The 25,377-nt window shown below is 60.2% G+C and carries 17 protein-coding genes and 5 pseudogenes; 14 read left to right on the top strand and 8 right to left on the bottom strand.

Features of this window, described 5'->3' with window-relative positions; translation table 11 throughout:
* Position 1 precedes the first annotated feature (1 nt).
* Together CO656_RS22040 and CO656_RS22035 are read left to right on the top strand one after the other, a co-directional pair.
* Positions 2-1,339 (top strand): HlyD family type I secretion periplasmic adaptor subunit, encoded by a 1,338-nt coding sequence (locus CO656_RS22040; protein WP_037425741.1) that lies wholly within the window; start codon positions 2-4, stop codon positions 1,337-1,339.
* A gap of 304 nt (positions 1,340-1,643) precedes the next feature.
* Positions 1,644-2,891, top strand: a complete 1,248-nt coding sequence (locus tag CO656_RS22035) for a tetratricopeptide repeat protein (protein ID WP_097527143.1) — start codon at positions 1,644-1,646, stop codon at positions 2,889-2,891.
* A gap of 247 nt (positions 2,892-3,138) precedes the next feature.
* Here the strand turns inward: CO656_RS22035 and CO656_RS22030 are convergent, their stop codons facing one another.
* Positions 3,139-4,182 (bottom strand): class I SAM-dependent methyltransferase, encoded by a 1,044-nt coding sequence (locus CO656_RS22030; RefSeq protein WP_097527142.1) that lies wholly within the window; start codon positions 4,180-4,182, stop codon positions 3,139-3,141.
* A 308-nt stretch (positions 4,183-4,490) separates the two neighbouring features.
* On the opposite strand from CO656_RS22030, the gene CO656_RS22025 reads away from it, so the two are divergent.
* Complete coding sequence (locus tag CO656_RS22025) at positions 4,491-6,476, top strand: GGDEF and EAL domain-containing protein (protein ID WP_179864821.1); 1,986 nt, start codon at positions 4,491-4,493, stop codon at positions 6,474-6,476.
* A 148-nt stretch (positions 6,477-6,624) separates the two neighbouring features.
* Here the strand turns inward: CO656_RS22025 and CO656_RS22020 are convergent.
* Positions 6,625-6,726, bottom strand: a pseudogene (locus CO656_RS22020) (Lrp/AsnC family transcriptional regulator); the annotation flags it as partial.
* A gap of 100 nt (positions 6,727-6,826) precedes the next feature.
* Here CO656_RS22020 and CO656_RS22015 point away from each other — a divergent pair.
* The 3 pseudogenes from CO656_RS22015 to CO656_RS22005 form a co-directional block, all read left to right on the top strand.
* Positions 6,827-8,025: pseudogene (locus CO656_RS22015) on the top strand (diaminopropionate ammonia-lyase).
* Positions 8,022-9,261 (top strand): annotated as a pseudogene (locus tag CO656_RS22010) (Zn-dependent hydrolase). The pseudogenes CO656_RS22015 and CO656_RS22010 overlap by 4 nt, the downstream one beginning before the upstream one ends.
* Before the next feature lie 3 nt (positions 9,262-9,264).
* Positions 9,265-10,266: pseudogene (locus CO656_RS22005) on the top strand (amidohydrolase); the annotation flags it as partial.
* 473 nt (positions 10,267-10,739) lie between these two features.
* Here the strand turns inward: CO656_RS22005 and CO656_RS21995 are convergent.
* Positions 10,740-11,429, bottom strand: a complete 690-nt coding sequence (locus CO656_RS21995; protein WP_037425763.1) for a haloacid dehalogenase type II — start codon at positions 11,427-11,429, stop codon at positions 10,740-10,742.
* Positions 11,430-12,044: 615 nt separating this feature from the next.
* Here CO656_RS21995 and CO656_RS21990 point away from each other — a divergent pair.
* The 4 genes from CO656_RS21990 to CO656_RS21975 all read left to right on the top strand — a co-directional run bounded on the left by CO656_RS21990 (position 12,045) and on the right by CO656_RS21975 (position 15,868).
* The gene (locus CO656_RS21990; protein WP_097527140.1) at positions 12,045-13,046 is read left to right on the top strand and encodes a phosphotransferase; all 1,002 of its coding nucleotides are present in this window, start codon (positions 12,045-12,047) and stop codon (positions 13,044-13,046) included.
* An 8-nt stretch (positions 13,047-13,054) separates the two neighbouring features.
* Positions 13,055-14,425, top strand: coding sequence for an aspartate aminotransferase family protein (locus CO656_RS21985; protein WP_097527139.1), 1,371 nt, complete (start codon positions 13,055-13,057; stop codon positions 14,423-14,425).
* A gap of 100 nt (positions 14,426-14,525) precedes the next feature.
* Positions 14,526-15,209 carry a GntR family transcriptional regulator gene (locus tag CO656_RS21980; RefSeq protein WP_097527138.1) on the top strand — a complete coding sequence of 228 codons (684 nt, stop codon included), beginning with the start codon at positions 14,526-14,528 and terminating at the stop codon, positions 15,207-15,209.
* Between the two features lie 179 nt (positions 15,210-15,388).
* Positions 15,389-15,868, top strand: coding sequence for an Lrp/AsnC family transcriptional regulator (locus tag CO656_RS21975; RefSeq protein WP_097527137.1), 480 nt, complete (start codon positions 15,389-15,391; stop codon positions 15,866-15,868).
* Positions 15,869-16,010: 142 nt separating this feature from the next.
* Here CO656_RS21975 and CO656_RS21970 read toward each other — a convergent pair.
* A pseudogene (locus CO656_RS21970) lies at positions 16,011-16,132 on the bottom strand (haloacid dehalogenase type II); the annotation flags it as partial.
* Between the two features lie 240 nt (positions 16,133-16,372).
* Between CO656_RS21970 and CO656_RS21965 the strand changes: the two are divergent.
* Positions 16,373-16,855: a GNAT family N-acetyltransferase gene (locus CO656_RS21965; protein ID WP_179864824.1), complete on the top strand. Its 483-nt coding sequence runs from the start codon at positions 16,373-16,375 to the stop codon at positions 16,853-16,855.
* 196 nt (positions 16,856-17,051) lie between these two features.
* On the opposite strand, the gene CO656_RS21960 is transcribed toward CO656_RS21965, so the two are convergent.
* On the bottom strand, positions 17,052-17,894 hold the full coding sequence (locus CO656_RS21960) for a GNAT family N-acetyltransferase (protein WP_234819549.1): 843 nt from the start codon (positions 17,892-17,894) through the stop codon (positions 17,052-17,054).
* A gap of 322 nt (positions 17,895-18,216) precedes the next feature.
* Here CO656_RS21960 and CO656_RS21950 point away from each other — a divergent pair, with 322 nt between their 5' ends.
* Positions 18,217-19,212 (top strand): ornithine cyclodeaminase family protein, encoded by a 996-nt coding sequence (locus tag CO656_RS21950; RefSeq protein WP_097527133.1) that lies wholly within the window; start codon positions 18,217-18,219, stop codon positions 19,210-19,212.
* Positions 19,209-20,186 carry a threonine/serine dehydratase gene (locus tag CO656_RS21945; protein WP_179864820.1) on the top strand — a complete coding sequence of 326 codons (978 nt, stop codon included), beginning with the start codon at positions 19,209-19,211 and terminating at the stop codon, positions 20,184-20,186. Before CO656_RS21950 ends, CO656_RS21945 begins: the two co-directional genes overlap by 4 nt.
* A gap of 939 nt (positions 20,187-21,125) precedes the next feature.
* On the opposite strand, the gene CO656_RS21935 is transcribed toward CO656_RS21945, so the two are convergent.
* From CO656_RS21935 to CO656_RS21925, 3 genes are all read right to left on the bottom strand, one after another.
* Positions 21,126-22,403, bottom strand: coding sequence for an FAD-binding oxidoreductase (locus tag CO656_RS21935; protein WP_037425787.1), 1,278 nt, complete (start codon positions 22,401-22,403; stop codon positions 21,126-21,128).
* 169 nt (positions 22,404-22,572) lie between these two features.
* Complete coding sequence (locus CO656_RS21930; RefSeq protein WP_097527130.1) at positions 22,573-23,496, bottom strand: glyoxylate/hydroxypyruvate reductase A; 924 nt, start codon at positions 23,494-23,496, stop codon at positions 22,573-22,575.
* Positions 23,497-23,514: 18 nt separating this feature from the next.
* Complete coding sequence (locus tag CO656_RS21925) at positions 23,515-24,138, bottom strand: M20/M25/M40 family metallo-hydrolase (RefSeq protein ID WP_097527129.1); 624 nt, start codon at positions 24,136-24,138, stop codon at positions 23,515-23,517.
* Positions 24,139-24,369: 231 nt separating this feature from the next.
* Here CO656_RS21925 and CO656_RS21920 point away from each other — a divergent pair, with 231 nt between their 5' ends.
* Complete coding sequence (locus CO656_RS21920) at positions 24,370-25,245, top strand: GNAT family N-acetyltransferase (protein WP_097527128.1); 876 nt, start codon at positions 24,370-24,372, stop codon at positions 25,243-25,245.
* Positions 25,246-25,377 lie beyond the last annotated feature (132 nt).

Genomic DNA, 25,377 nt, shown 5'->3' with positions numbered 1-25,377 from the left:
CATGACGGACCTAGTCAAAGTTTACGATCTCGAATGGTATGCAGAGGTTCCGCGGTCGATCTGGAAACAGACAATCGCCGGACTGGCGCTGATGGCGGTCACATTCGGCGGCTTCGGCCTCTGGTCCTTCACCGCGCCGCTCGCCGCCGCCGTCATCGCCCAGGGCAGTTTCGTCGCCACCGGTCAGAACAAGATCATCCAGCATCTGGAAGGCGGGATCATCGAGGACATCCTGGTCAGCGAGGGGGATCATGTCGTCGCCGATCAGCCGCTGATGCGGTTGGACGAGACGGCAGCGCTCGCCAATCAACGCCAGCTCTTTCTGCGCCGCGCCAGGCTCGAGGCGATCGTCGCCAGGCTGATGGCTCAGGTGGAGGGTGCCGACACTATTGAAATGCCGGAAATCCTCGCCCCGCATCTGCAGGATCCCGAAGTCGAACCGATGGTTCGAAGCCAGGAGCTCAATTTCCGGGCCTGGAAAAGCAAGCTGGACAGCGAAATCGGCCTGTACAAACAGAATATCGAGGGTTTTCAGTTCCGTGCCGAAGGTTACCAGCAGCAACTCGAGGCGGTTCGCCAGCAACATACGCTCCTCCAGGAAGAATATGCCGGCAAGAAGTCGCTGCTCGACAAGAACCTGATCCGAAAGACGGAGATCAAGAGCATTCAGCGGGCGATTGCCGACGCCGAGGGGCAGGTCGGCAGGCTGCGCTCCGAGATCTCCGAAACCGGCTCGCAAATCCTAAAGCAGGAGCAGCAGATCCGCCAGACGGAGGAAAGCTATCGTGAAGCGGCCCTGGAAGAGCTCCAGAAGGTGGAAGCAGAACTGGACTCCGTTCGCGAGCAGCTGACGGGAGCCGCCAGCGTGTTGCGCCGCGCCACGATAAACGCCCCAGTTAGCGGCACGGTCGTGCGGCTCTACTATCACACGCCCGGCGGCGTTGTCGAAACCGGCAAGCCGATCATGGAAATCCTTCCTTCGGACGTGCCGCTTATCATCGAAGCGCAGGTGCTGCGCACCCAGATCGACAGCGTCAAGATCGGCCAGAAGGCGACCGTGAGGCTCACCGCCCTCAACCAGCGGACGACGCCGGTGCTGAACGGCGAGGTCTACTATGTCTCCGCCGACTCCATGCCCGATCCGGCGACCAACGGCATGCAGGAAGTCTATCTCGCCAGAGTGAGCCTGCCGATGAGCGAAGTCTCGCGCGTCTCCGGCTTCGTCCCGACGCCCGGCATGCCAGCCGAGATTCTCATCCAGACGGCCGAGCGGACCTTCTTCGACTACCTGACGAAGCCGATCCGCGACAGCATGGCGCGCGCCTTCATGGAGCGCTAGAACCGGCCGCCTTAAGCCAGTCACCGTCGTCGCCGCGAAGCCTCACGAAGCCGACCCCCTGACGCACCGAGCGTTGGCCGGGGTCGGCCGCATTTGTGGGCAGTCAAGGGACGGCTTGCCTGCCGGCCGACGGATAGGACGGGGAGGCCGGATTCTTGCTTAGTCGTCCACACTCTTGACGTGCCTAGCCATTGCAAAATAACTCGCAAATTGCTACTATTCTCACTTATTGCTAGCTTATGTTTCGATAATTTAAGTCCATAGTCGCATTTTATTTTCATTACTTATTTCATTGCGAGGAGCTATGTTTACAGAAATTATTGAGCGTATTGAGGATTTTGAGAATATCCGCAAAACCTGGGACGAGCTTTATCGCAACGATCCCGACTCCCACCCTTGCCTTTCCTGGGATTGGCTGCGCCAGTACCTGCCCCGGCAGGAGCGGTGGTTTATCCTGGCGCTAAGGCGACCCGACGATGCGGATTACTGCGCCTTTCTGCCGCTTCGCGTGGCAACCTACCGCGACAAGACGAGCGGCCTGTTCTGCGACGAGATTCTGATGATCGGCAATCACGGCTCCGGCCGCGCCGGCCTGCTTTGCATGCCGGGCCTCGAGAACGAGGCGGCGGATGCATCCGCCAGCATCATTCGTCGCGAGAACTGGGCAAGCCTGCGGTTCGACTATCTCGATCTTGCCTCCGACCGGACTGAGCGCTTGCTCGACGCCTTTGCCGACGAACAGTTTATCCGCGAGGATGGCGGCGGCGGCGAGGACGGGTCCGATGTCTGCGAACAGCCGGTCCGCTGCCTCCTCGTCAAGACGCGCACCGGCCGCAATCTGCGCGACTGTCTCAATCAGCGCAGCATCGACTTCGTCTTCGAGCGCGCCATGGAGCTGCACAGCCGAGGCAAGCTGGACGCAGCGGAGACCGGGTATCGGCAGGTGATCCATGCAGCCCCCAAGCATGTCTATGCCCGCTACGGCTTGGCACAGCTCTGCACCGAAAGGGGAGACCACGCCGAAGCGGAACATCTTTATCGCGGCCTCCTCTCGGCTATGCCGGAGGCGGACAAGATCCAGCACCGGCTGGGCGACGCCCTGATGGCGCAAGCCCGCTACCATGAGGCGAGCGAAACCTTCGAGGATCTGCTTGCCCGAAGCGCGCATCTCGGCCTCGTCCGGTTCAAACTGGCCGTCTGTCTGCTGGCCGCAGGCCAGAGAGACGCTGCCATCGCCACCTTCCTGAGTTTCGAAGGCATCGCTTCCGACGATCCGGAACATCTCCGATGCAAGCTCAGATCGCGGGAGGCGGTGTCGCGCCTGCGGTTGCGATCGGCGATGGAAGAGCAGAGGGCAACCAAGCGGACGCCGCAGAAGCCACTAGCGCAGGCGGGCCGTCGCTCCCGCGAGACCCCGGCGGCTCCCGCAATAGCCGTTCGGCTCCTGCCTCCGGCCGCACTCCTCAAGCCTTCCGTGCCCGCCGGCGTCTTCGCCCATCTGCATGCGAGACCGATCCGGATCGACCCCCACGGCTCGAAACGGAGACACTGACGGGCCGGGCCTGGAATCAGCTTCGCCGTCCCGCTCGACAGAGCGGGACGGCGGCTTCCGTGCTGTTGCGCGTCCTGCCGGATACGGAAACGAAAGCCGGTCGCGACGGGGCTGAAGCCCGCGAACGCCCTCGGCGTCGCCTACTTCATGTCTCCTTGAATCGATCTCGATTTAAGGACAAAGACGTGCAGCCTTTCAAGGTGTTACAGCGACCTTTGCGCGTCTGATAGGACGCGCGGCGCTGTAATTAGGAACGCTTCTGCAGGATACCGTAGACGATGTTGCGGTTGGCGCCGAATTCCAGCCGCGCGTCGATCGCGTTGCGGTCGACGCTCGCATTGATAATGCTCCACATGTCCGCTTCCGAGCGCAGCAACAGCGCCCAGTTCATCAACGTCTCCATATAACCGTCGTCGCTGATGTCCTGCGCGAAATTGGCGAAGAGGAAGATCCCTCCCGGCTTCAGCATTTCGAGGCATCGCTGCGTGAGCTTCACCGCCACCTTGTCCGCCAAGTAATCATAGAGGCCGGCGGCGTAGATGAAGTCGAACTGGCCCAGTTCCTGGGACCTGGTCAGAAGGCCGCGAACGGAACCGTCGATCGCCTCGACGCAAGTTCCCCTGAAGTCGCGAACCATCGACCCGACGCTCAATGGGTCCTGATCGAGAGCGATCCAGCGCTTGATCCGCCGCTCCTGCAACGCCACCGAGCGATCGGCCTCGCGCAGATGACCGGCCGCGATCGTCAGGATTTCCGTCTCGGGCCCCTTTTCGGCGGCGATCGCGTCGACATGCCGGGTCAAGAGGTCGCGGCGTTCCCTGACGGCTACCGAGGACGGCGCATTCTTCGTGTATTCGTAAAGCGTGCGCCCAAGCGGAGAGGCCTTGGCGATCTCCTCGGACACGCTCGGATGGCCGTAGATGAAGTCGATCAGCTGCGCGTCGCCGGAATAGCCGCGCGGTTTGCGGAAGGACCAGCGCGTGAACGGATCCTCATGGAAGTAATTCGCCGCCGGATGGTTCTGGACGATCGGGATCAGCTCCTGCCAGACGCTCGGATCGGACTTGCGGCGTATCTCGTGAAGCGCGCCGATCAGCTGGTGAATGATCGACGGCGGCTCGCGGCGCTGCTCGATCTGCTGCTGGGCAATCATCAGCGCCAGAGCGACCTCGGCTTCGCCGGTTCTGAGCTGCTCGTCATGGCGATCCGTCTTGGCTGTCGAGAGTTCGGTTGTGATGGCGGTGGGGGTAATAAGGCTTTCGCCGTCGAAGGCAATCTGAATTTGGGTCACGCGAGACTCATCCGTTAATAGATCGTTAACATTATGCGCAAGAACCGCGAGTGCGCCAAATCCAATTTCAACCTTTCGAATATTATGGTTAACGACCGCCCCGACTGACCTGTTTTGCTACACTATTACGTGCACCTTTGCCCCATTTCCAATTCAGCAAAACTTAATGGACCTGAACTAATGTGCCGAACAATGCTGCGCGCCCTCAGTATCTCCCCAAGCAAGCGGCAAGTGCAGGACGCCCCCGTGCCACTCGTCGAAGAGAGACTTCGGGCTTACAAGAAGACGCAAACGCAATGGATCGGTGCATGAAGCACAGGCTGGCCGACATAGTTGAAATCGACCTTCACAGAGAGCCGCCGCGACCGGCCTCGACCGAGTTGCGCGCGCTCTATGAAAACGAGGGTGAAGGCGCTCGCAAGCAGGCGACGCGGCACGGGTTCTGGACCGCTGTCGCGGTCTATCTGTTGTTTTCGATTACCGACATCCTGCTGGTTCCGGATGTGGCGCATTATACGATTGCGGCGCGATTCACGATTGCGATCGTCGCGCTGATGCTGATCGAGGCGCAGATCCGGCTGAACGCCAGCGCGAACGCGATCGACGTCACGGCTGCCGCAGCGCTCGTCGTCGCCTATGCCGGATGGCTCTATCCGGCGATGATGACCGCAGACACCGAAAGCATCTCCTATTACATGGTCTTCGGCGCGATCTTCATGATGAGCGTCAATCTGTTCTTCAGCTTCCAGTTCCGCGTTTCGCTGTTCGCATCCGTCACCATCCTGATGATTTTCTTTGCGGCGGTGCTGTCCTTCTCTCCGGCGGAGGTCTCCTACCGGCTCGCCTTCGGCACCTTCAACATCTCCTGCTTCGTCTTCACCTCCTATGTGAACTGGAAGCTCAACAGGGAGCGCTACAAGGTCTTTCTCAACGCCTTCGAAGCGCGCATTCAGCAGAAGGAGGCCTCCGAACGCGGCAGGGCCCTGCTGCGGCTGTCGAATACAGATTCGCTGACCGGCCTCGACAACCGCCGCGCCGTCGACCAGAAGCTCCGCGACTATTGGAGTGACTGGCAGAAGAAGGGAACGAGTTTCGCCGCGTTCCTCATCGACGTGGACTTCTTCAAGAAATACAACGACTTCTATGGGCACCAGGAGGGCGACCGCTGTCTCGTTCTCGTCGCCAGCGCTCTCAAGGACTCGATCGAGCCGGTCAACGGTTCGATCGGCCGCTACGGCGGCGAAGAGTTCATTGTGCTCGCCCGTCTGGAGACCAGCGACGAGGCGGCCGCGCTTGCCGAAGCGATCCGTTGCAGCGTGGAAAAACTGGCTCTGGAGCACGGGCAGCGGCGCGACGGAATGTCGGTCGTCACCGTCAGCGTCGGTGCGGCGTTCAGCCGAAATCAGACGGGCTCAAAGCTCGAGAGGCTGATCCACGAGGCCGATCGGGCGCTTTATGGCGCAAAGGCGAGCGGCCGCAACTGCGCCCGGCTCTTCGATCCGAATGATCCGCTCAGCAGCGACGAGAGCGAGAACATCGCCGCCCTGCTGAAAATTGCCATCGATCAGGACCTCGTCTCGCTCGTCTATCAGCCTATTCGAAACGTCGCATCGGGACGCGTCGATGCGGTCGAGGCGCTCATGCGGCTGAAAATGCTGGATGGCACCGCGGTGCCCCCCAGCCTCTTCATTCCGGTCGCGGAGCGCACCGGCGCCATCCTGGATCTCGGGCGTTGGGCGATCAGGAGAGTGTGCCGCGAACTTCTGGCCGCCGAGCACGTGCCCGTCGTCAGTGTGAACGTCTCCCCGATCCAGCTGAAATCACCGGGCTTCGCGGCCTCCGTAGCGGCGATTCTCGGCGAAACCGGCGTTGCCGGCGGCCGACTGGCTCTCGAAATCACGGAGGGCCTGGAGATGGAGATGCATTCCGATATCCTGCGCTGCATCAGCGACCTCAAGACGCTCGGCGTCAGGATATGGCTCGACGACTTCGGAACGGGCTTCGCCGGCCTGTCCTGGCTGCGGCTGATCGATTTCGACACGGTGAAGATCGACCGCTCCTTCCTGCACGACTGCGACACCCCGCGGGGCAAGGCGATGCTTGAGGACATTATCGGACTCGTGCGAAATCGCGGCCATAAGATCCTCGTGGAAGGCGTGGAGACCGAGGAACAACTGGCATTGATGCGACAATTCCGTATCGACCAGGTCCAGGGATTCCATGTCGGCCGTCCGGCGCCCGCGCAGACTTTCCGCCTCCCCTCAGTGCCAAAAACAGGCCAGCGGCGGCTCTGACACCCCCAGCACGGCCGGCTGACAAGCACCGCATTGAACGCCGAAGCTGACTCGACGGGCAATGGAAGACCTACAGGCCGCCACGCTTGCACCGAGGCCGCTTTGCCCACTTTGTGAGGTGCAAAGCGACCTTTACGTCGGAACGCTCAGCCCCACCGATCGTGCGCTGCGGCGTCGTGTTGTCGCGCTGCAGGATCTCGAGGATTTGGCGGTCGAAGGCATCGAGCTGCGGCGCGTTAGGAGGTGGCATGGTAACTCCCGAAACAAACTTGCAAAACGAGGCGCGAATTTTCAGCGCCTTTTTCATGCGCTTCGCAATATGTTTCCGGCAAACAACAAGCGAGGTCTTCATGTTCATCCCCAACAGCAACGCGGATTATCGGCTGCCGCTCGAAACGGCGCATGCCACGATCCTCGGCTCGGACGCGGCGGCGGGCGTGGAACGCCACCTCGGCTATCGCGACCAACATGCCGAGACGCCGCTCGTCTCCCTGCCGGCTCTCGCGGCCGAAACCGGCGTTGCCGCGATTCATCTGAAGGACGAAGGACAGCGGCTGGGGCTCGGCAGCTTCAAGGCGCTCGGTGGCGCCTATGCCGTCATCCGTCTCGTCCTCGAAGAAGCCGAAGCAAAGTTGGGAAGGCCAGTCGATATGGCCGAGCTCAATTCCCCTGAGACCGCAAGATCGCCGGTAGCATGACCTTTGCCTGCGCCACCGACGGCAATCATGGCCGGTCGGTCGCCCAGGGCGCCGAGCTCGTCGGCGCGCGGGCGGCGATCTTTGTCCATGCCGGCGTAAGCGACGAACGCGTGGCGGCGATTGCGCGCTTCGGGGCCGAGATGATCCGTGTCGCGGGAAGCTACGACGATTCCGTCAAGGGGGCCGCGCGTGTTGCCAATGAACGCAACTGGACGATCGTCTCCGACACCTCCTGGCCCGGTTACGAGCGCATTCCAGGACTGGTGATGCAAGGCTATACCGCGCTTGTGCGCGAGGCGCTCAGGCAGATGCCGGCGCCGCCGACCCATGTCTTCATCCAGTCCGGCGTCGGCGGCATCGCCGCTGCGGTCGCCGGCCATCTGGCGATCGTGCTCGGTGAGCGGCGGCCGGTCTTTACCGTCGTCGATCCCGCCCGCGCCGCCTGCCTGTTCGAAACGGCACGGGCCGGCCATCCCGTGACGGTGCCGCATGGCGAACCGACCGTCATGGCAATGCTCGAATGCCACGAGCCGTCGCTCGTCGCCTGGCGCATCCTGTCGCGCGTCGCCGATGCCTTCATGACCGTCGACGAGGAGGACGCCGTTGCGGTGATGCGGCGCCTTGCCAATCCGATCGGGACCGATCCGGCCGTCGTAGCCGGCGAGAGCGGCGGTGTCGGCCTCGCCGGTTTTCTCAAGGCGGTCGCCGATCGCGAAGTGAAGGCGGCGCTTTCCATGGGCCCGGAATCGCGCATCTTCCTGGTCAATACGGAGGGTGCGACCGATCCGGGCAAATACCAAGAGATCCTCGGGCTCTCGCCTGAGGATGTCGTGACGCGAGGTGCAGCATGAGCAAACATTCCATCGATTCCGCCCGGCTGCTCGGCCGGCTTTCCGAACTCGGTGCGATCGGCCGCGACGAAGGTGGCCAGCTGACGCGTCTTGCCGCATCCAATGCGGACAGGGAGGGCCGCGACCGGCTCGTCTCATGGATTGAAGCGGCCGGCCTTGACGTCGCCGTCGACCGGATCGGCAATATCTTCGGCATCTGGGCTGCGGACGGCATGGCTGATGCCGCGCCGGTGATGCTCGGTTCGCACATCGACACGGTCATCAATGCAGGTATCTATGACGGATGCTACGGCGTGCTTTCGGGCCTCGAGGTGATCGAGACGCTCAAGGAAGCGGGCTTCATGCCGTCACGCCCCATCGTCGTTGGCCACCTTCACCAATGAGGAAGGCGTGCGCTATGCGCCCGACATGATGGGGTCGCTCGTCTATGCCGGCGGACTCGATGCCGATGCGGCACTTGCCACGGTCGGAACCGACGGATCGAAGCTCGGCGACGAGCTCCGGCGGACGGGCTATGCGGGTGATAAGGGACCAGGCTTTTTGAAGCCGCAAGCCTATATCGAACTGCATATCGAGCAGGGCCCGGTCCTGGAGCGCGAGGGCATCCCGCTCGGCGCGGTCGAAAACCTGCAGGGCATTTCCTGGCAGAAGGTGACGATCGAGGGTGATGCCAATCATGCCGGGACGACGCCGATCTCCATGCGGCGCGACGCCGGCCACGCGGCCGCCCGCGTCGTCACCTTCCTGCGGGAGCGTGTGAAGGCGTCGAACACGCCGACGGTGGCGACCGTCGGCTGCATGGAATTCGAGCCCAACGCCATCAACGTCATCCCCTCGTGCGCGACATTCACGGTCGACCTGCGCGACCCGGACGAGGAGCGGCTGAAGCAGGAAGAAGCAGCCCTTGCCCGCTTCCTCGAAACGCTTTCAGCCGAAGAGGATGTCACGATATCGGTGGAACGCCTGGCGCGCTTCGAGCCGGTGAAGTTCGACGAGAGGATCGTCGCGACCATCGAGGCTGCCGCCGAGGCACGCGCCCTTCCCTGCCGCCGGATGACGTCGGGCGCCGGCCATGACGCGCAAATGATCGCGCGGATTGCGCCCACGGCGATGATCTTCGTGCCGAGCAAGGGCGGCATCAGCCATAATCCGAAGGAATTCACCGCGGATGATGACCTGATTGCCGGCGCCAACATCCTGCTCGATGTCGTTCGCAAAATGACGGAGGAGGAATAGGCGATGGATCTCGGGCGACTGGTCTCTGAGATGCGGGAGTGGCGCCGCCACCTTCACGCCCATCCGGAATTCGGCTTCGAGGAAAGGCAGACCTCGGCTTTCGTCGCCGCAAAGCTTCGGAGGTTCGGGCTCGACGATGTCGCCGAGGAGTCGGCGGCACGGGCGTCGTCGGGACACTGAAGCGGGGCAATGGCAACCGGTCGATTGCGCTCAGGGCCGACATGGACGCCCTGCGCATCTCCGAACAGTCGAACCTGCCCCATGCGTCGCGCCATCCCGGCTTCATGCATGCCTGCGGCCATGACGGCCATACGGCGATGCTGCTCGGCGCCGCCCGCATGCTTGCCGAGGAAGGCGGGTTCGACGGCACGGTCCGCTTCGTGTTCCAGCCTGCCGAGGAATGGGGCAAGGGCGCGCTGGCGATGATCGAAGACGGCATCATGCACCGCTTTCCCCTTCGACGAGATCTACGGCATCCACAACCTGCCCGGCCTTCCGGTCGGGCACTTTGAGACCCGTGCCGGTGCGATCATGTCCGCCGAGGATAATTTCGGGATCCTATTGCGAGGCGTCGACGGTCACGCTGCGCGGCCCCATTGGGGCAACGAAGTGCTCGTCGCGGCCTGTGCGCTTGTGACAAACCTGCAGACGATCGTCTCGCGTCGCCTCAGTCCGACCGACATCGGCGTCGTTTCCGTGACCGAGCTTATCACCGACGGGACTCGAAACGCGCTGCCGGGTCTCGCCAGAATCCTAGGCGACGCCCGAAGCTTCCGCTCCGAAGTGAGTGCCGAGATCGAAAAGCAGATGCGCGTGATCGCCAACGGCACGGCGCTCGCCTACAATGTCACCGCCGAGGTCAGCTATACGAGGGAATTCGTGCCGCTGTTGAACGACGCGGCGCTTGTAGACGAAGCCTTCGCCGCTGCGGGCGACGTGTTCGAGCCCGGCAGCATCGGGGTGCGCAAGGAGCCGATGACGGCCTCGGAAGATTTTGCCCGCTTCCAACCGGCAAAAATGCGGATGCCCCACTGATCGTCGGTCTGGGCGGCACGACGCGCGACGGATCGTCGACGGAGCTCGCACTGAGCTTTGCCTTGAACGAGGTGGACAGCGACGCCGCCGTCGGCGGCACGACAGGTGACCGTTGCCAGTCGGTAAGAAAATTTTCGAACCAGGGTGGTGAGATGACGCTCGGTTGCTGACGTCAACGAGATCGCGTCCACAAACATCTAGGGGCCGCTCCCGATGAATCCCGGTCACCTTGCGGACGAGCCACGCGAACACGCCGGCGTCGATGAAACGCCGGTGTGCCAGCGCGGTTCAACGTGTCGTTGCGTCACGTTCGAACACATCGTCCTCTAACGCGAGCAGGTCACTCGTGCTCCCCGAAAGGCCCTGCTTGCTCCCCTTATAGGAGAAGGGGCGAATGAACCGCCCCGGTCTCATCGTAGCAACAGCGCCTGAGCGCTAGTTTTTCAGGCGCGCTTGAGGGCTGGCTCCAGGCCAACAGCGGCGGCTAACCCGCCGATATCCTTGATCTCGGTGTATTCGTAATAGGGATTGGCCGGCTCATGGCCGCGGTTGACCCAGACCTTGCTCTTGATGCCCAGGTCATAGGCGGTCATCAGGTCGTAGCGGAAGGATGAGGACACATGAGTAATGTCTTCGGGCCCGCAGCCGAGCTTGTCGAGCATGTATTCGAAGCCCTTCATCAGAGGTTTGTATGCCCCGACTTCTTCTGCCGTGATGACCATATGGATGGGCGCGCCCAGCTTTTCCACGTTCGACATGATCAGGCTGTTCATGGAGTTCGACAGGATGACCAGCGGAATTTCCTCGGCCACCCTGGACAGGCCAGCCGGGACGTCCGGGTGCGGACCCCAGGTTGGCACTTCGTCATAGATGCGTTGCGCGTCTTCGGGTCTGAACGGGATACCGATGCGTTTGCAGCTGCGCTCGACGGAATTGTGCACCACTTCGAGGAAAGGTTTCCATGGCCCTAGCACCTCGTCAAGGCGATAGCCTCTAAAAGCCTCGACAAAGCCGGCCATCGCTTCTGGGGAGAGACGCTCGCCGTAGACGCGCCGCGCAGCGCCGGCCATATCGAAATTTGTGAGCGTGCCGTAGCAGTCGAAGGTGACGTACTTCGGTCGAAATTGGGTCATGGCGTGTATTCCTTCCAAGTTTCCACGGCACAGTGTGCCGATACAAGATCATCGTAGTGGGCATGAGATCGCGGTGCGGATAGACCGCAATGCGGCAGCGAAGCAGACATCTTTGAGATGTCCGCATCTGATCAGTTTCGTTTCCTGTGCCTTTTTATATCAGGCCAATCCACCCAGGCGGAGCACTCCACCTTGATTACTGCATTCCGGCCAGTGGGAGCACCCTGGCATAACTTTGCGGCGATGGCAAGCAATTGTCCAACAATTTTTTGAATGGTCGTCGTCCCGCTACTTTCCCACAGCTGGAGTACGTCGCTATTCATCAACACAAATTTCTCGGCTGAAGCCTCCCGTTTTCCCTTTTTTCCAGCGATTACAAGAGCTCATCGGAGCATTCTGCCCGGTCGTCAATCGTTCATCCGGCAGCAAAAAGACCGATGCCTCCAACCGCAAAAGGTCCCAATCGAAAAAATTGTTGTACAAAAATTAGAACGTGAGATACTGAGACCATCGAGCTGCCCATTCTCGAGGCAGAAACTGAATGAGTTGAAGATGGGTCACAAGCATCAGTGCGGGCCAGCCCGCGTCCCTGAGCTTTCCGAGGCGTGCCATCCCGTGGGCGCAGCGGAAGCCGAAGAAATCGCCGAACGACTATATGGCGCGCGTGGCTCGGCCACGCGCTTTGCAACTGAGAAAGACGACACGTTCCTCCTCAATTGCGCGACCGGGGGGAAGTTTGTGCTGAAGATCGCTCATCCTTCCGAGCGGATGGAGGAGCTCGATTTCCAGGTCGCGCTGATGCGTCATCTCGAGCAGCGGGCGCCAGATCTACCCGTCCCCCGTGCACTTCGCGACGTCGACGACGGGGATTTGCCCATCATCACGACCAGTGCCGGCGAGCGGCGCGTGGTGCGGCTCATCACCTTCCTCCAAGGTACTCCGCTCGACCGGACATCTGCCACAGCCCCACAGCGCGAACGGATCGGCGAAATCCTGGCAAAGCTGCGTCATGCCATGGCCGATTTCTCGCATCCCGCAGACGGCCGGGCGCTGGCATGGGACGTCACCCATCTGCTCGATCTCACCGATCTGTTGAGCTTCATCCCCGGGGGCGGCAAGCGTGCCTGGACCGTCCGCGCGCTTGAGCGGTTTGCCGAAGTCAAGCCGAGCCTCGACCTGTGCCGGCGGCAAGTGCTCCACAACGACTTCAATACATCGAACCTAGTCGTCGATCATGCCAGCCCGCAGTTCCTGACCGGCGTCATCGACTTCGGCGATGCGGTCCGTACCGCTGTCGCCGTCGATGTCTCCACGGCGTTGATGAATCAAATGCCAAAAACGTTCGACCATGGGAACCGGCGTGACCTGTTCGACGAACCCCGCGACGTTCTGCGCGGCTATCTCCGCCACGCCGAACTGACGGACGAGGAACTCCGGCTCATCCCCTTCCTGTCGATGGGCCGTCTTGCGGTCCGTGCGCTGCTGACGTGCTGGCGCGCCGAAATCTTCCCCGAGAATAGCCGCTATATCCTGCGCAATACCGAAGCCGGCTGGGCCCACCTCGAGTGGTTCCACTCGATTTCGACCGCACAGATTTCCGATCTTCTGACACGATAGGAACCGTAATGTCCAAGCAAGCGACTACCCTGCCCAAGGGCTTCCGTGGCGACATGCCAAATGGCTTCAATCCTCAGGACACGTCTCATCTCACAAGTGAAGATCTGGCGCATATCGCCAGGCGGCAAAGGCTGCTCGGGCCCGCTTATCGGCTCTTCTACAAGTCGCCGGTTGAGATCTCCCGTGCCAAGGGCGTCTTCCTCTATGACAAGCACGGCAACGAATATCTCGACGCTTACAACAACGTGGTATCCCTGGGGCACTCTCATCCGCGTGTCGTCGAGGCGATCCAGAAGCAGCTCGAGGTACTCTGTACCCACACGCGTTACATGCAGGAGCCCCTGCTGGACTATGCTGAAGCCCTGATCAATACGTTCGGTGGCGAACTCGGGCGGACCGGATGCGCGATGTTCACGTGCACCGGCTCGGAAGCCAACGATCTCGCCTTGCGTATCGCGCGCTACCACACACGCAAGACCGGCGTCATTGTTACGGCCGAAGCCTATCACGGCAACAGCGGCGCGGTGGCGGCAATATCGCCGTCACTCGGCAAGAAGTCGGCCCTGGACCCGTATCTTCGCACGATCGCCGCGCCAGATTCCTATCGCCTGCCCGTCGAGGAAATCGGCCGGCGGATGGCGGAGGATGTCGCGCGGCAGATCGCCGACATGGAACGGCATGGCGGCGGCCTAGCGGCCTTCATCGCCGACTCCGTCTTCTCCTCCGATGGTCTCTACGTCGATCCGACGGACGTATTGGCGCCGGTGGCGGAAGTGGTGCGCAAGGCGGGCGGCCTGTTCATCGCCGACGAGGTGCAGTCCGGATTCGGGCGGACCGGCACCCATCTTTGGGGTCACTCCCGCCACAAGGTCGATCCGGACATCGTCACCATGGGCAAGCCCATGGGCAACGGCTATCCCGTTGCTGGCGTAGTCCTGCGGCCCGAACTCATTGCCGAATTCGGATCCAGCATGCGCTACTTCAACACCTTTGGCGGCAACTCCGTCGCTATCGCCGCTGCAAGGGCCGTGCTCGACACGATCCTCGAAGAGGGCCTGATGGACAACGCCGCCAAGGTCGGCGGCGAAATCCTCGACGGCCTCCGGGACCTACAGAAGAAATATGAATTCGTCGGCGAAGTTCGCGGGGCCGGCCTCTATTTCGCCGTCGAACTCGTCAAGGATAGAGACCGGAAAACGCCGGACATGGACCGCGCACTTGCAGCCGTTAATGCCTTGCGCGACCGGCGCATCCTCATTTCCGCGACCGGAGCGGACGCGCATATCCTGAAGATTAGGCCCCCGCTCATCTTCACATCGGCCAATGCGGCGCGTCTGCTCGAGGGCGTCGACGAGGCGCTTCGGTCCGTGCAGATCTAGGACCCACCATGCAGCCGGGAGGCGCAATATCGTCTCCCTTGCCCTACGCCGCCGCATGTGGCGTAGGTATGCAAACAAAACAACGAGCAAAGCCAAAGCCATGCCGCCGCTGCACGCCAAGACTCAAGCCGAAGATCTTGAGATGAATGTCGAGCCCTTGCCCGCTAGCGCTGTGGAAATCCTGACCCACGCTTTGCGGCGGCGCATCTTGTCGGGAGATTTCCGACCGGGCGAGTTCCTTCGCGACGTGAAGATGTGCGAGGAGCATTCGACCTCGCGGCACACATTCCGTACAGCAGCCCAGGTGCTCGTCACCCAGGGCCTGCTGCGTCAGATACCGAACCGAGGCTTTGTGGTGCCCGAATTCGGACCCGACGATATTGTCGATATCACACGCGTGCGCGGCGCCATCGAGGGCGAGGCCATTCGTCTGATCGTGCTGACCGGCGTCATCCCATCTCAGGCGCTGGAGGCGGTTGAGGTTATGCACGCGTCGACTCTCTCCTCCGACAGATCCCTGCTGGTTGCCGCGGACCGTGACTTCCACCGCGCGATCATCGCGGCTAGCGGCAGCGCTCGACTGAAGCGAACCTATTCAGACCTCGAGGGCGAGATCGAGCTTCTCCTCGCACAGCGGCAGGATTTCTACGCCACTGCCGAAGAAATGGCGGAGGAACACGAGCGGCTCATCAACAGCTTGAGAAGCCGCCACTACGATACGGCGCGGGAGGCGTTCCAGGAGCACTGGGAAGATCTCCAGATCAAGTTGCTCGATCAACGTTGACCAGCGCTCCCCGGAATCTGAAAGCTCGGGAGCATAACATGCCAGGCGGCGCTGACGATGCCGGTGCCGCCGGTTCGACGCGGAGCAAGCACCACTTGGAAGCTCCTCTCCGGCTCCGCCAGAGACTGCTTCTCGGCGGAGTCGCGGCGTCAGCCATCCTCATCAGCGGGAGCTAGCCAATGAAACTTGATCGCATCGACGTCAAGATACTTAACGCATTGCAGAAGAATGGCCGAATGACGAATGTCGAGCTTTCGGAAATTGTCAATCTCTCGCCAAGTCCCTGTTTGTTGCGCGTGAAAAAGCTACAGGCGGAGGGCTATATCGAGGGTTATTCTGCCCATATCAATATCGGAAAACTGGGCCAGACGTTGACGGTGTTCACCGAGATCACGCTGAAGAACCACCGTCAACTGGACTTCGCGAGATTTCTTACGGCGATCGAGAAGGTTGATCAAGTCATCGAGTGCCATCTGGTTTCCGGAGGCTACGATTATCTCGTAAAATTCGTCACCGCCGGAATTGAAGAGTATCAGACGTTGATGGAACGGCTCCTCGATTCGGAAATCGGCATTGACAGGTACTTCAGCTTCGTCGTGCTGAAATCGCCCCTGGTCAAAGCGCATTTGCCGCTGGAAAGCCTTTTCCAAGCCTCGTAGCAGACCTTGATGCGGGCAGTGTGGCGGCCGCGCATTGATGAGCAGGCGGCATCTCGTGCTGGTAGATTGATGAGAGACGACAACCGAAGAACCGGCGGGCTATAGAATAGATGCACCTCCATTTCAAAGCGCCCTAAGCGGGGAATTGCAGCATCTTCTGCTCCCTCGTTCGCTTGCCGTAAAGATCGCGTGCCGCCTCCACCATCTGAAAGTTGATCAGCGTGCCGAGGCCAAGGTCATCAATTTCGGGCGGATAGTGGCCATGCGCTTCGCCCTTTTTTGACAGGGATCCGTTTCCGTTGTGAGCAATCGTAGGCCGCGCCTCGGCCGCTGAACCGGCCGGATTCTTCGACTCGTCAGCAGAAACTTCTCGACCAAAGGCCAGGTTGGCTCTTTCGATTTCGCGCGGAGGCAACCGTCGAGGCCTGAGGGCGGAGCCGCCATAAGGACAAAAACAACATGACCCGCTTCTCAGCACCTGCCGCAAAAGGTAATCATGCCGCTATGCATATTCGCCCCGCCTCATCCGCTGACGCGCCCGCAGTCTGGTCAGTCATCGAGCGCGTGATCCGAGCGGGAGAAACATATGCGCTCGATCGCAATCTGAGCCGCGCTGAGGCTCTCGCCTACTGGTTGGGCGCAGACAAGGAAGTCTTCGTTGCCGAGCAAGCGGACGCCATCCTCGGTACCTACTACGTGCGTCCCAATCAGGCTGGCGGTGGTCGGCATGTTTGCAACTGCGGATACGTCACGGCGCCTGATGCGACAGGTAGGGGCGTCGCACGCGCCATGTGCGAACACTCATTGGTAACCGCCCGCGCCCGCGGGTATCGGGCAATGCAGTTCAACTTCGTGGTGAGCACCAACCAGCGCGCCACTTCGCTATGGCAGAGAATGGGTTTTGAAGTCGTGGGCACGTTGCCCGGCGCGTTCAGGCACCCGACACATGGCTATGTTGACGCCTTCGTTATGTATCAAGCGCTCTAGTGGCGGCTCCCGACGTTGGGGTGAGATGCCGTCCTGCCCATATCCGACATTGACACACCACAGACCCGCGGAACCGTTCCGGCGGCCTTATATCGGTTGCGACAGCCCGGTCTCATTACGGCTTTCAATGGCCGGCGAACGGATGGAGCGGTGGCACCGTCGAACTCGACAAGCGAGTCCCTTTTTTCCGCCAAGATCAACCGAGTGCCTGACTGACCAGCGCGTAGTTGCGGTGATGGGTGGGCTTGCTTTGCCCCCACGCGGCCCCGCGACGTCGCATCTTGATCCCACAGCCGGCGTGGTTGAGCCCGCGCGCGGTGAGCCATCCTGCAAGATCCGTGGAGACATCCGTGTCGATACGGACGAACCCGCCCTGGTGATGGGCGAGCAGGAAATCGATCAGGGCCCTGGCTTCGGAAGCGTTTCTCGCTACCACCGGTCCGATGACCAGCCCACGGCCGAAAGGCCGGATCGCCGCGAAGGCCTGGATCTCGCCGGCATCGCGAATGACAGCGAACTTCGCCCGCTCGCGCAGAATCGCCATTAATGCCGTACGGTCATGACCGCTTGTCGCGCGATCCAGCGCCACCAGGCTGGCATGATCGCCGCTCTCGCTCCATTTTACATGGGCCGGTGCCTCGACCCGCAACGGCTCGCCCTGGTGCTGCACGGTCTCTCCGGTCACAGCAAAACCCACTTTCTCGTAGAGTGGAAGACCTTCCTGCGTCGCCACCAGATAGCAGGTGCGCTCACCCGCTTTGGCAAGCGCCTCTTCCAACATCTTCCGGCCGAGGCCGCGGCCGCGCATCGCGGCATCGACGATGACCATGTTGATGGTGGCGGCGTCGTCGCCATAGGGCGTCATCATGATGGTCGCGACGAGGCGATCCTCTTCGAGTGCGACGATTCCCTGGCTGATTGACTGGACCAGTTCCCAATCCTCGCGCCGATGCGGCCATTGCACCTGGCGGGACAATTCCAATGCCCTGTCCAGATGCTTTGGTGTCATCTTCTCGAGAATGATCGCTTGGTTGATCATGATGCGGTTCCGGCCTGTGTCTTCAAGGTTCAAGGTAACCCGCATAAGACAGCAGTTCCTCCCGACGTACGGACATGCGCCACGCGTCCGCGCTAAGCTTTACCGCCTGTGCCGCATCTTGTGCCGACCATGACGGAATCTATACGCCGATGCCTGCACTTGGAAAGGCGCCGGCTGCAACTCTCTGCCAAAGCTTCTATGCGACGCAGAACAATCTGCTTCCGGTCGAGGCGAATCCGGCCACTAATCTCCCCGCTCTCCGACTATCGTGATTACGGTGCTGGGCGTGCTGTGCCGATGCCAGAAAATAGAGAGGTCATGCATGAAAACGCTGCTGCTTAAGAAGGATGAAGTAAGACGGCTAATCGGCATGACGGAAGTCATCGGCGCGGTGGAAGAGGCATACAAGGGCTTTAACAGCGATCAGGTCGAACAACCCGACTACATCGGGATAGATCTCCCGTCGCCTCGCGGGGAAATCGACTTCAAGCTTGGGTACTACAAAGCCAATGAAGTGATCTCCATGAAAGCCTCTTCCGGAGGGTTCGTCGACAACCCGACAGCACACGGGGTGCCGAATGGCATGGCGACCATTTTCCTGTTTGATGCGAGAAGCGGTGCGTTGATTTGCGTCATGGATGGAAGCTTGATCCTTGGTCTCAGAACCGGTGCGTCCGGAGCCGTTTCCGTAAGGGCACTGGCGAGGAAAGAAGCCAGGAAAATTACATCGATCGGGACAGGAAACCAGGCAAGAATGCAAATCCGGGCGATCAATGAGATCATGAAGATCGAAGAGATCCATGCATGGGACAATCACCCGGATACGCTTTCAAGATACAAGACCGATATTGAGCGCGAATTTGGCATTCCTGTAATCATGGCCAACTCCAAGAAAGAAGCCGTTGAGCAGGCCGACATCCTGATCACGACGACCCGCGGGAAAGGGTCGCTTGTGGAAGCGGATTGGGTGAAGCCCGGCACACACATCGTTGCCATCGGCACGGATCAACGCGGCAAACAAGAACTGGATCCGGAGATATTCAGGAACGCAAAGCTCGTCGTCGACTCGATCTCGCAATGCACAGAAAAGGGCGAGACCTGGCACCCATTGGATAGAAACATCATCACCAGAAACGACATCCACGGCGAAATCGGCGAGGTATTGTTGGGACAGAAGCCTGGACGAGAAAGTGATGACGAAATCACGATTTTCGATTCCACGGGGATGGCCATACAAGACAATACGACAGCCAGCAAAATCTATCAGAACGCCATAGCCAATAACGTCGGCACCTTCTTTCAGTTTTTTGAGGAATGACCATGCGCAACTACCCCACCATTCAGGATATCCGTGAAGCCCAGGAACGGCTGAAACCGCACGTCAGGCACACGCCGCTATTGCGTGCGGAGAAAATCGAGAAGGCCGCTGGTTGTCAGCTGTATCTCAAACCCGAAACCCTGCAGATTACTGGCGCATTCAAAATCCGCGGCGCCCTGAACAAGGCTCTCTCGCTCTCGAGAGAAGAGATCGCAAACGGCATTATCGCGACGTCATCGGGCAACCATGCCCAAGGGCTTGCTTATGCCGCCAGGATGCTGGGCGTAAAAGCGATATTGGTGCTTCCGGTCACCACGCCCAAAATCAAGCTGGAAAATACAAAAGCCCTCGGGGCAGAAGTCATTCTTTTCGATGGGGACACCGCCGCCCGATGGAAAAGGGTGTATGAAATCGCTGAAGAAAACAAATACACGGCTGTTCACGCTTTTGAGGACCCCATCGTGATGGCCGGTCAGGGAACGATCGGGTGTGAAATACTCGAGGACCTGCACGATGTGGACACGGTCATTGTCCCCGTGGGCGGCGGAGGCCTGATCTCGGGAATTGCGACCGCCATCAAGGAAACGAAACCATCGGTGCGCGTCATCGGGGCCGAGCCTGCCTTGACGCCGAAGTATTTCCATAGCCGGATAAACAAGGAGCGCACATCGCTTCCCTTGAAGAACACCATTGCGGATGGCTTGAGGTTAAGTGTTCCGGGTCAAAACCCGTACCCGATTATCGAAAGATATGTGGACGAGATTGTTCTTGTTGAAGACGAGCACATCATCGCCGGCATGCGTGCTCTTGCCAGGGATGCGAAATTGATCGCTGAACCAGCCGCCTCGATTGGTATTGGAGCCTTGTTGGCGGGCAGCATAGACGTCAAGCCCGACGAAAAAGTCTGTGCGGTCTTGTCTGGCGGCAACTGGGACCTAAGCGACCTTGCCGAGATATACAATGTAGCGGCGTAATCAGTTACAGCTTCGGTCGGTTCAGCGCCCCGTTCGCAGTTGAGCGCCCGCGCTTCTTATCACCAAGCAAGAACCTGCCGGTCCGGAATGCAGCTCGAAGCACGCCATTCGGCGATCAGCTTGGCAACGACCACCCTAAGCGGCTAATCCTGCACGTGATCCGGAAAGGCTGCAACGCGTTGTGGAAAGCCGTTACGTGCGCCAATCCGTTTCTGGCGCAGTTCCCTGCTAGCGGCGCTCAGGCCTTTGAACCTCCTTGACGGGCTCATTTTGCGCCCGCTCCAACGTCGGGCGGAGATCGAACCCGTACGTGCTGCCAGCCGGACAAGGCAAGCCTCAGCTAAATTAGCTTCAGAGCGGCCAACAGACCGAACAACATGCTGGCGACCCCCCGAAACGCCGCAGCCCACCGCTCCTGCAGCTGCGTAAGATATCACTCGTTGGATGGAGACCCGAGGCCAAGTGTATCAAAGCCATCCACGCGCATGCCCCCTCTCCCTCCTCCCAGGGTAAACTGGCTGCCGTCGAACTGGCCCCGACGGTAGCCACATTTTTTCTGAGACTCCAGACCGCGTCGAACGCAAACCTTTGGCGGCAACTCCCGCCTGACCGTCGTCTCATCTATCGAGATGCGGAATTCCTGAAAGATCCACTGCACCAGATCCAAGCGCCGCCAGCGGACGACAGCATGGATCGCGGGCATCAGCCCGCTCTCGACGATCTTCGCCAGCGCCTAGCGCTGCGCATAGCCACTGCCTGCTCGCCTTGGCCACAGCGTCAACGAGATCGCCTTTGATGAACTGCGCGACGAATTCCAGATCTGCCCAAAGCTTTGACGACAACCTCGTTTTCGAGACCCTTGTCTTTCCAAATGGGGAACGCGCCAAAATCTTCTCGGAACCCAGCTCCACGAGCCCTCTGACGCGGCGCGAACATGGTTCAGGGAAGCATGTCCTTCATCCGGTAATAGGCACCCACAATTGGCAGGAACCAAGGCTTGCCGGTGTGCATCGGCACGGCGCGCCAAGCCATTCCCTCAAGCGGATTGGCATCCTTTCGCCCCATCGCCATATCGGCCAGGGCGTTACCCATGAAAGTCGACAGCTGAGCTCCGTGTCCCGAATAGCCCATGCTGTAAATCACACCGTCGGCGCTGCCAGCCCGGGGATAACGATCTTGGGTGCATCCAACGAGGCCGCCCCAGCAATAGTCAATCTCGACGCTCTCAAGCTGCGGAAATATGCCGACCATTTGCTTGCGCAAGAGCTGACCGGAGCTGACGTCGGTCTTCTGGTTCGACTCGGCCGAAAATCTCGCCCGGCCGCCGAACAGCATACGGTTATCCGGCGTCAGGCGAAAATAGTTCGCGATGTTCAGCGAGTTTGTAAAGTTGCGGTTTCCCGGAACAGTCGCGGCAATCTCCTGTTCGGTGAGAGGGCGCGTGGCGATGATGAAGGAAGCGATCGGCATCATCCTTCGGGAGAAATAGCCGAACGCGCCAGATGTATAGGCGTCAGTCGCCAGAATAACCTGGCGAGCGGTAAGCGAACCGGTCGGCGTTATGAGCCTCCAACCATTTGCTGCGCGCTCCCGGCCAATGACAGGGTTCTGCTCCCAGATTGCCGCGCCATAGCGATGGGCGGCATTGGCCACACCATTGGCGTAGCGGCCCATGTGCATCATGGCGGATTTCGGAGACAGGATCGCCCCGTGGAACGCACCCGAACGGACCTCGTTGCGAAGATCCTCACGAGTGAGCCATTCAGCCGACGGATCGACCTCGCGGCGAATCTCTTCAAAGATCGCCTGCAGCTTTCCGACGTGAGAAGGCTTGGATGCGAGCTTGAGTTTTCCGCCTCTGCGGAAGTTGCAGTCGATCTTTTCCTCCTCGATGAGCGCTTCGATCATGTCGATCGAGTCATCGTAGGCACGCCACAATCGGCGCGCCTGGATTTCCCCGAAATGGCGCTTGGCGGCACTGAAGCTCGCGAAATGCCCGCTGTTGAGGTGCCCGCCATTACGGCCAGACGCGCCATAGCCGACATGCTCGGCTTCGAGCAAAGCGACTTTTACCCCGGACTTCGCGAGCTTGCGCGCGGCACTGAGGCCGGTGAAGCCGGCACCGATCACCGCGACCTCGAAGTCACCTGAGACAGGCCCGACCACGCCCCCGGCGAATGGAACGGAGGTTTCATGCCAGTAGGAGGCGAATTTCATCGCTGCATACCCTTCATGCTAATCTAAGCCCGGTTCGGATAGCCAGAGTGTACGCCCGCTTCTGCGGATTAGCAGCGGCACAAACGTTCTTGTTTCGCAACAACTACCTGCGTTTAGTGGCGCAAACCACAGGATCTTCTGTTTGCGGGTAAACTCCGCGGCGTGCAGTTCAGTAGCCGCGTGTCCGATCGACGAGGCCGACCAGATTTTCTCCGGCGCGGTGTCGTCGGATGTTTTCTATGACCGCTTGTGCTGCCGTATGCGGTTGCGTCACGGAGGCGATATGCGGCGTTAGCACCACCTTCGGATGGGACCAGAGTGGATGGTTTTTGGGTAGCGGCTCGGGATCCGTCACGTCGAGCATTGCTGCGGCCAGATGATCGTTGTCGAGCGCCTCGATAAGGGCGGTCTGGTCAAGCTGCGGGCCTCGGCCAACATGCAGCAGCCGTGCGCCCACCGGCAGCAGCGAGAAGAGCTCGGCATTGAGAATGCCGCGAGTCTCGTCGGTCAGCGGCAGCAGACAGACGAGAATATCCGTCTGCATCAGAAAGCGGGCAAGCTCATCTGCTCCATGGAAGCAGGTGACGCCGTCCAGCTTCTTTCTGCCGCGGCTCCATCCCGATAGCGGAAACTGAAACGGCTTCAAGCGTTCGATTGCCGCCTGGGCCAACATACCGAGACCCAGGAAGCCCACTCGTCGTTCGGTCGCCTGCGGAGCGGCAAGAGCCTGCCACATATGGCGTTTCTGCAGCTCCCGATAGGCAGGCAACTCCCGGTGCAGGGTCAGAACGCCGAGGGCAACATATTCCTGCATCATTCGAATGATGCCATCCTCGACCATGCGAACGATTTTTACATGGTCAGGGACGCCGTCCTGGTTGAACTGGTCGACGCCTGCGCCGATGGAAAACAGTACTTCCAGATTGCAATAGCGCGAGATGTCAGCGGGAACAGTCCAAGTCAGGAGATAACGCACCTTGTCCGGGTCTACGGTTTCGCTGTGATGAAAAAATTCCACATCCGGGAGCTCGCGCGCAAAGAGCTCACGAAAAACTGCCCCGCGTGCGGCATCGGAATTGAAGAGAAATGCCATGTAATTCACCCTCTTTCATCATGCGGCAAGGTGCTTGCCGAGATCCTCGACCATCTTCTGGCACCCCGCGAGTTCGCCGGTCTCAATGTATTCATTGGGACGATGGGCGCGGTCGATATTCCCCGGGCCGCAAATGATCGCGTCGATGCCGGCCTGCTGATAAAGCCCCGCCTCGGTGCCATAGCTCACTGCCGCAAGCGGCTCGTGCCCCGTCAACTGTGGCACACCGCGGGCGCCCGCCTCTTCGTCATAGGAAAAGGCAAGATCGACCGGCCGCTGTAGGTTCATGCCTGCAAGCTTCGGCAATGCGGCCAAAGCACAGGCGAGAAAACCTTTCATGTCGGACGTGCCGCGGCCGTAAAGCTTATCCCCCTCTCTGCGCAGGACGAAAGGATCGGAACTCCATTCCCGTTCGCCGGCCGGCACGACATCCATGTGGCCAGACAGAATATAACCCCTGCCCTCGCGCGGCCCGATGGTGGCAAACAGATTAGACCGGCCACCTTCGGGGCCGGGGTGGACCGTCACTTCAGCCCCCGCTGCCAGACAGTACGAACAAATCCAATCGACAATCGCGCTGTTTGGAGTGCCCACGACAGAGGGAAATGCGATCAACCTTGCGAGGATCTCTTCGACGTTCATGGGGACCTTGCCTTCAGAGTTGACCCGTGACAGTCAGGTTAAGCCGAGGCAGGAGTTTTCTCTGCCGAACATAGCTTCGGTTCGGCTGAAGATTTCGCATAGTTGCCGCGAACAAGTGAAACCTGCAGGCCACTGCGTGCAATAGTGTACCTATGTTGCAATCGGCGGCGGAATCAAAGACGCTGTTTGCTCGAGAGTTGGCCTCCGATGGACGGAGCGGATTGAACTGAAATGCAAAGATCAGTGCGCCTGAAATCCTTTGAATTGACAGCGCGGGATATCAACGATGTCGACGTGAGCTTGCTTCACGCGCTGTCGATCGGGGTTGGTTGGCCACACCGGCCAAAGGATTGGGATTTCCTGCGCCGCGCCGGCCACGGCATCGTCGCCGTGGATGGTATCGGACGTGTGTTCGGAAGCGCGATGTGGTTTCCGCACGGTGACGACTTCGCCACCGTCGGCCTGGTGATCACATCGCCCCGCACGCAAGCGCAGGGAAACGCCCGATGGCTCATGGAACAGGTGTTTGAACGCTGCGCCGGCCGCAACTTAAGCCTAAACTCGACCGATGCGGCCTATAAGCTGTACCTGTCGCTCGGCTTCAAGAAGGAAGCAATCGTATACCAGTACCAGGGGGACGTCGCACCGACGCTTCCGACTCTGCCGCCCCTGAACGGTGAATTGAGCGAACCATCAAGCGACGAACTCGATGAGATCACCGCTCTCGATGCGCGGGCCTTCGGCATAGATCGCGGCAAGCTGCTCGCACTGCTTTCGGAAAATGCTTCAACTTCTATATTGCGACGAGGTGGCGAAATTGTCGGCTATTCCATGCGTCACGAGTTCGGGCGCGGCCATGTCGTCGGCCCAATAGTGGCAAGCAATGATCATGACGCAATCCATCTCACAGCCGTGCATTTGAAGCGGCTTGCAGGACAGTTCGCTCGCATCGACACGCGTGACAAGGCGGCCTTTGCCGAATTTCTGCAGCAGTGCCGACTCGCGGTTTCCGAGACGGATACGACCATGTCCAAGGGCCGCCGGTTCCTGAACCGAAAAGACAACGAGCCGTGGGTCTATGGCTTGGCCGGCCATGCGTTGAGCTGAAATACAAGCACCCCAACTGGCGCCTTGCTCCGCGGAGGGTAGCGCATTTCAGTTTTTTCCACGCGTCAAGCTCGATGATGATCTGGCCCAGGAAATACTGTTGCTGAAACTAGTATCCGCTTTTAGTACGAG

It is taken from the genome of Sinorhizobium sp. FG01, assembly GCF_002531875.1.
Classification (GTDB): domain Bacteria; phylum Pseudomonadota; class Alphaproteobacteria; order Rhizobiales; family Rhizobiaceae; genus Sinorhizobium; species Sinorhizobium fredii_C.
Note: the sequence above shows the minus strand (reverse complement) of the source record. Positions and strands in the feature narration are given on the sequence as shown.

Coding starts and splice junctions, on each gene's coding strand:
- CO656_RS21925 (WP_097527129.1), bottom strand. CDS start 24,138: ATGAACGTCGAAGAGATCCTCGCAAGGTTGATCGCATTTCCCTCTGTC.
- CO656_RS21980 (WP_097527138.1), top strand. CDS start 14,526: ATGCCGCCGCTGCACGCCAAGACTCAAGCCGAAGATCTTGAGATGAAT.
- CO656_RS22035 (WP_097527143.1), top strand. CDS start 1,644: ATGTTTACAGAAATTATTGAGCGTATTGAGGATTTTGAGAATATCCGC.
- CO656_RS21930 (WP_097527130.1), bottom strand. CDS start 23,496: ATGGCATTTCTCTTCAATTCCGATGCCGCACGCGGGGCAGTTTTTCGT.
- CO656_RS21985 (WP_097527139.1), top strand. CDS start 13,055: ATGTCCAAGCAAGCGACTACCCTGCCCAAGGGCTTCCGTGGCGACATG.
- CO656_RS21960 (WP_234819549.1), bottom strand. CDS start 17,894: ATGATCAACCAAGCGATCATTCTCGAGAAGATGACACCAAAGCATCTG.
- CO656_RS21920 (WP_097527128.1), top strand. CDS start 24,370: ATGCAAAGATCAGTGCGCCTGAAATCCTTTGAATTGACAGCGCGGGAT.
- CO656_RS21935 (WP_037425787.1), bottom strand. CDS start 22,403: ATGAAATTCGCCTCCTACTGGCATGAAACCTCCGTTCCATTCGCCGGG.
- CO656_RS22040 (WP_037425741.1), top strand. CDS start 2: ATGACGGACCTAGTCAAAGTTTACGATCTCGAATGGTATGCAGAGGTT.
- CO656_RS21975 (WP_097527137.1), top strand. CDS start 15,389: ATGAAACTTGATCGCATCGACGTCAAGATACTTAACGCATTGCAGAAG.
- CO656_RS21995 (WP_037425763.1), bottom strand. CDS start 11,429: ATGACCCAATTTCGACCGAAGTACGTCACCTTCGACTGCTACGGCACG.
- CO656_RS21945 (WP_179864820.1), top strand. CDS start 19,209: ATGACCATGCGCAACTACCCCACCATTCAGGATATCCGTGAAGCCCAG.
- CO656_RS21965 (WP_179864824.1), top strand. CDS start 16,373: ATGCATATTCGCCCCGCCTCATCCGCTGACGCGCCCGCAGTCTGGTCA.
- CO656_RS21950 (WP_097527133.1), top strand. CDS start 18,217: ATGAAAACGCTGCTGCTTAAGAAGGATGAAGTAAGACGGCTAATCGGC.
- CO656_RS22025 (WP_179864821.1), top strand. CDS start 4,491: ATGAAGCACAGGCTGGCCGACATAGTTGAAATCGACCTTCACAGAGAG.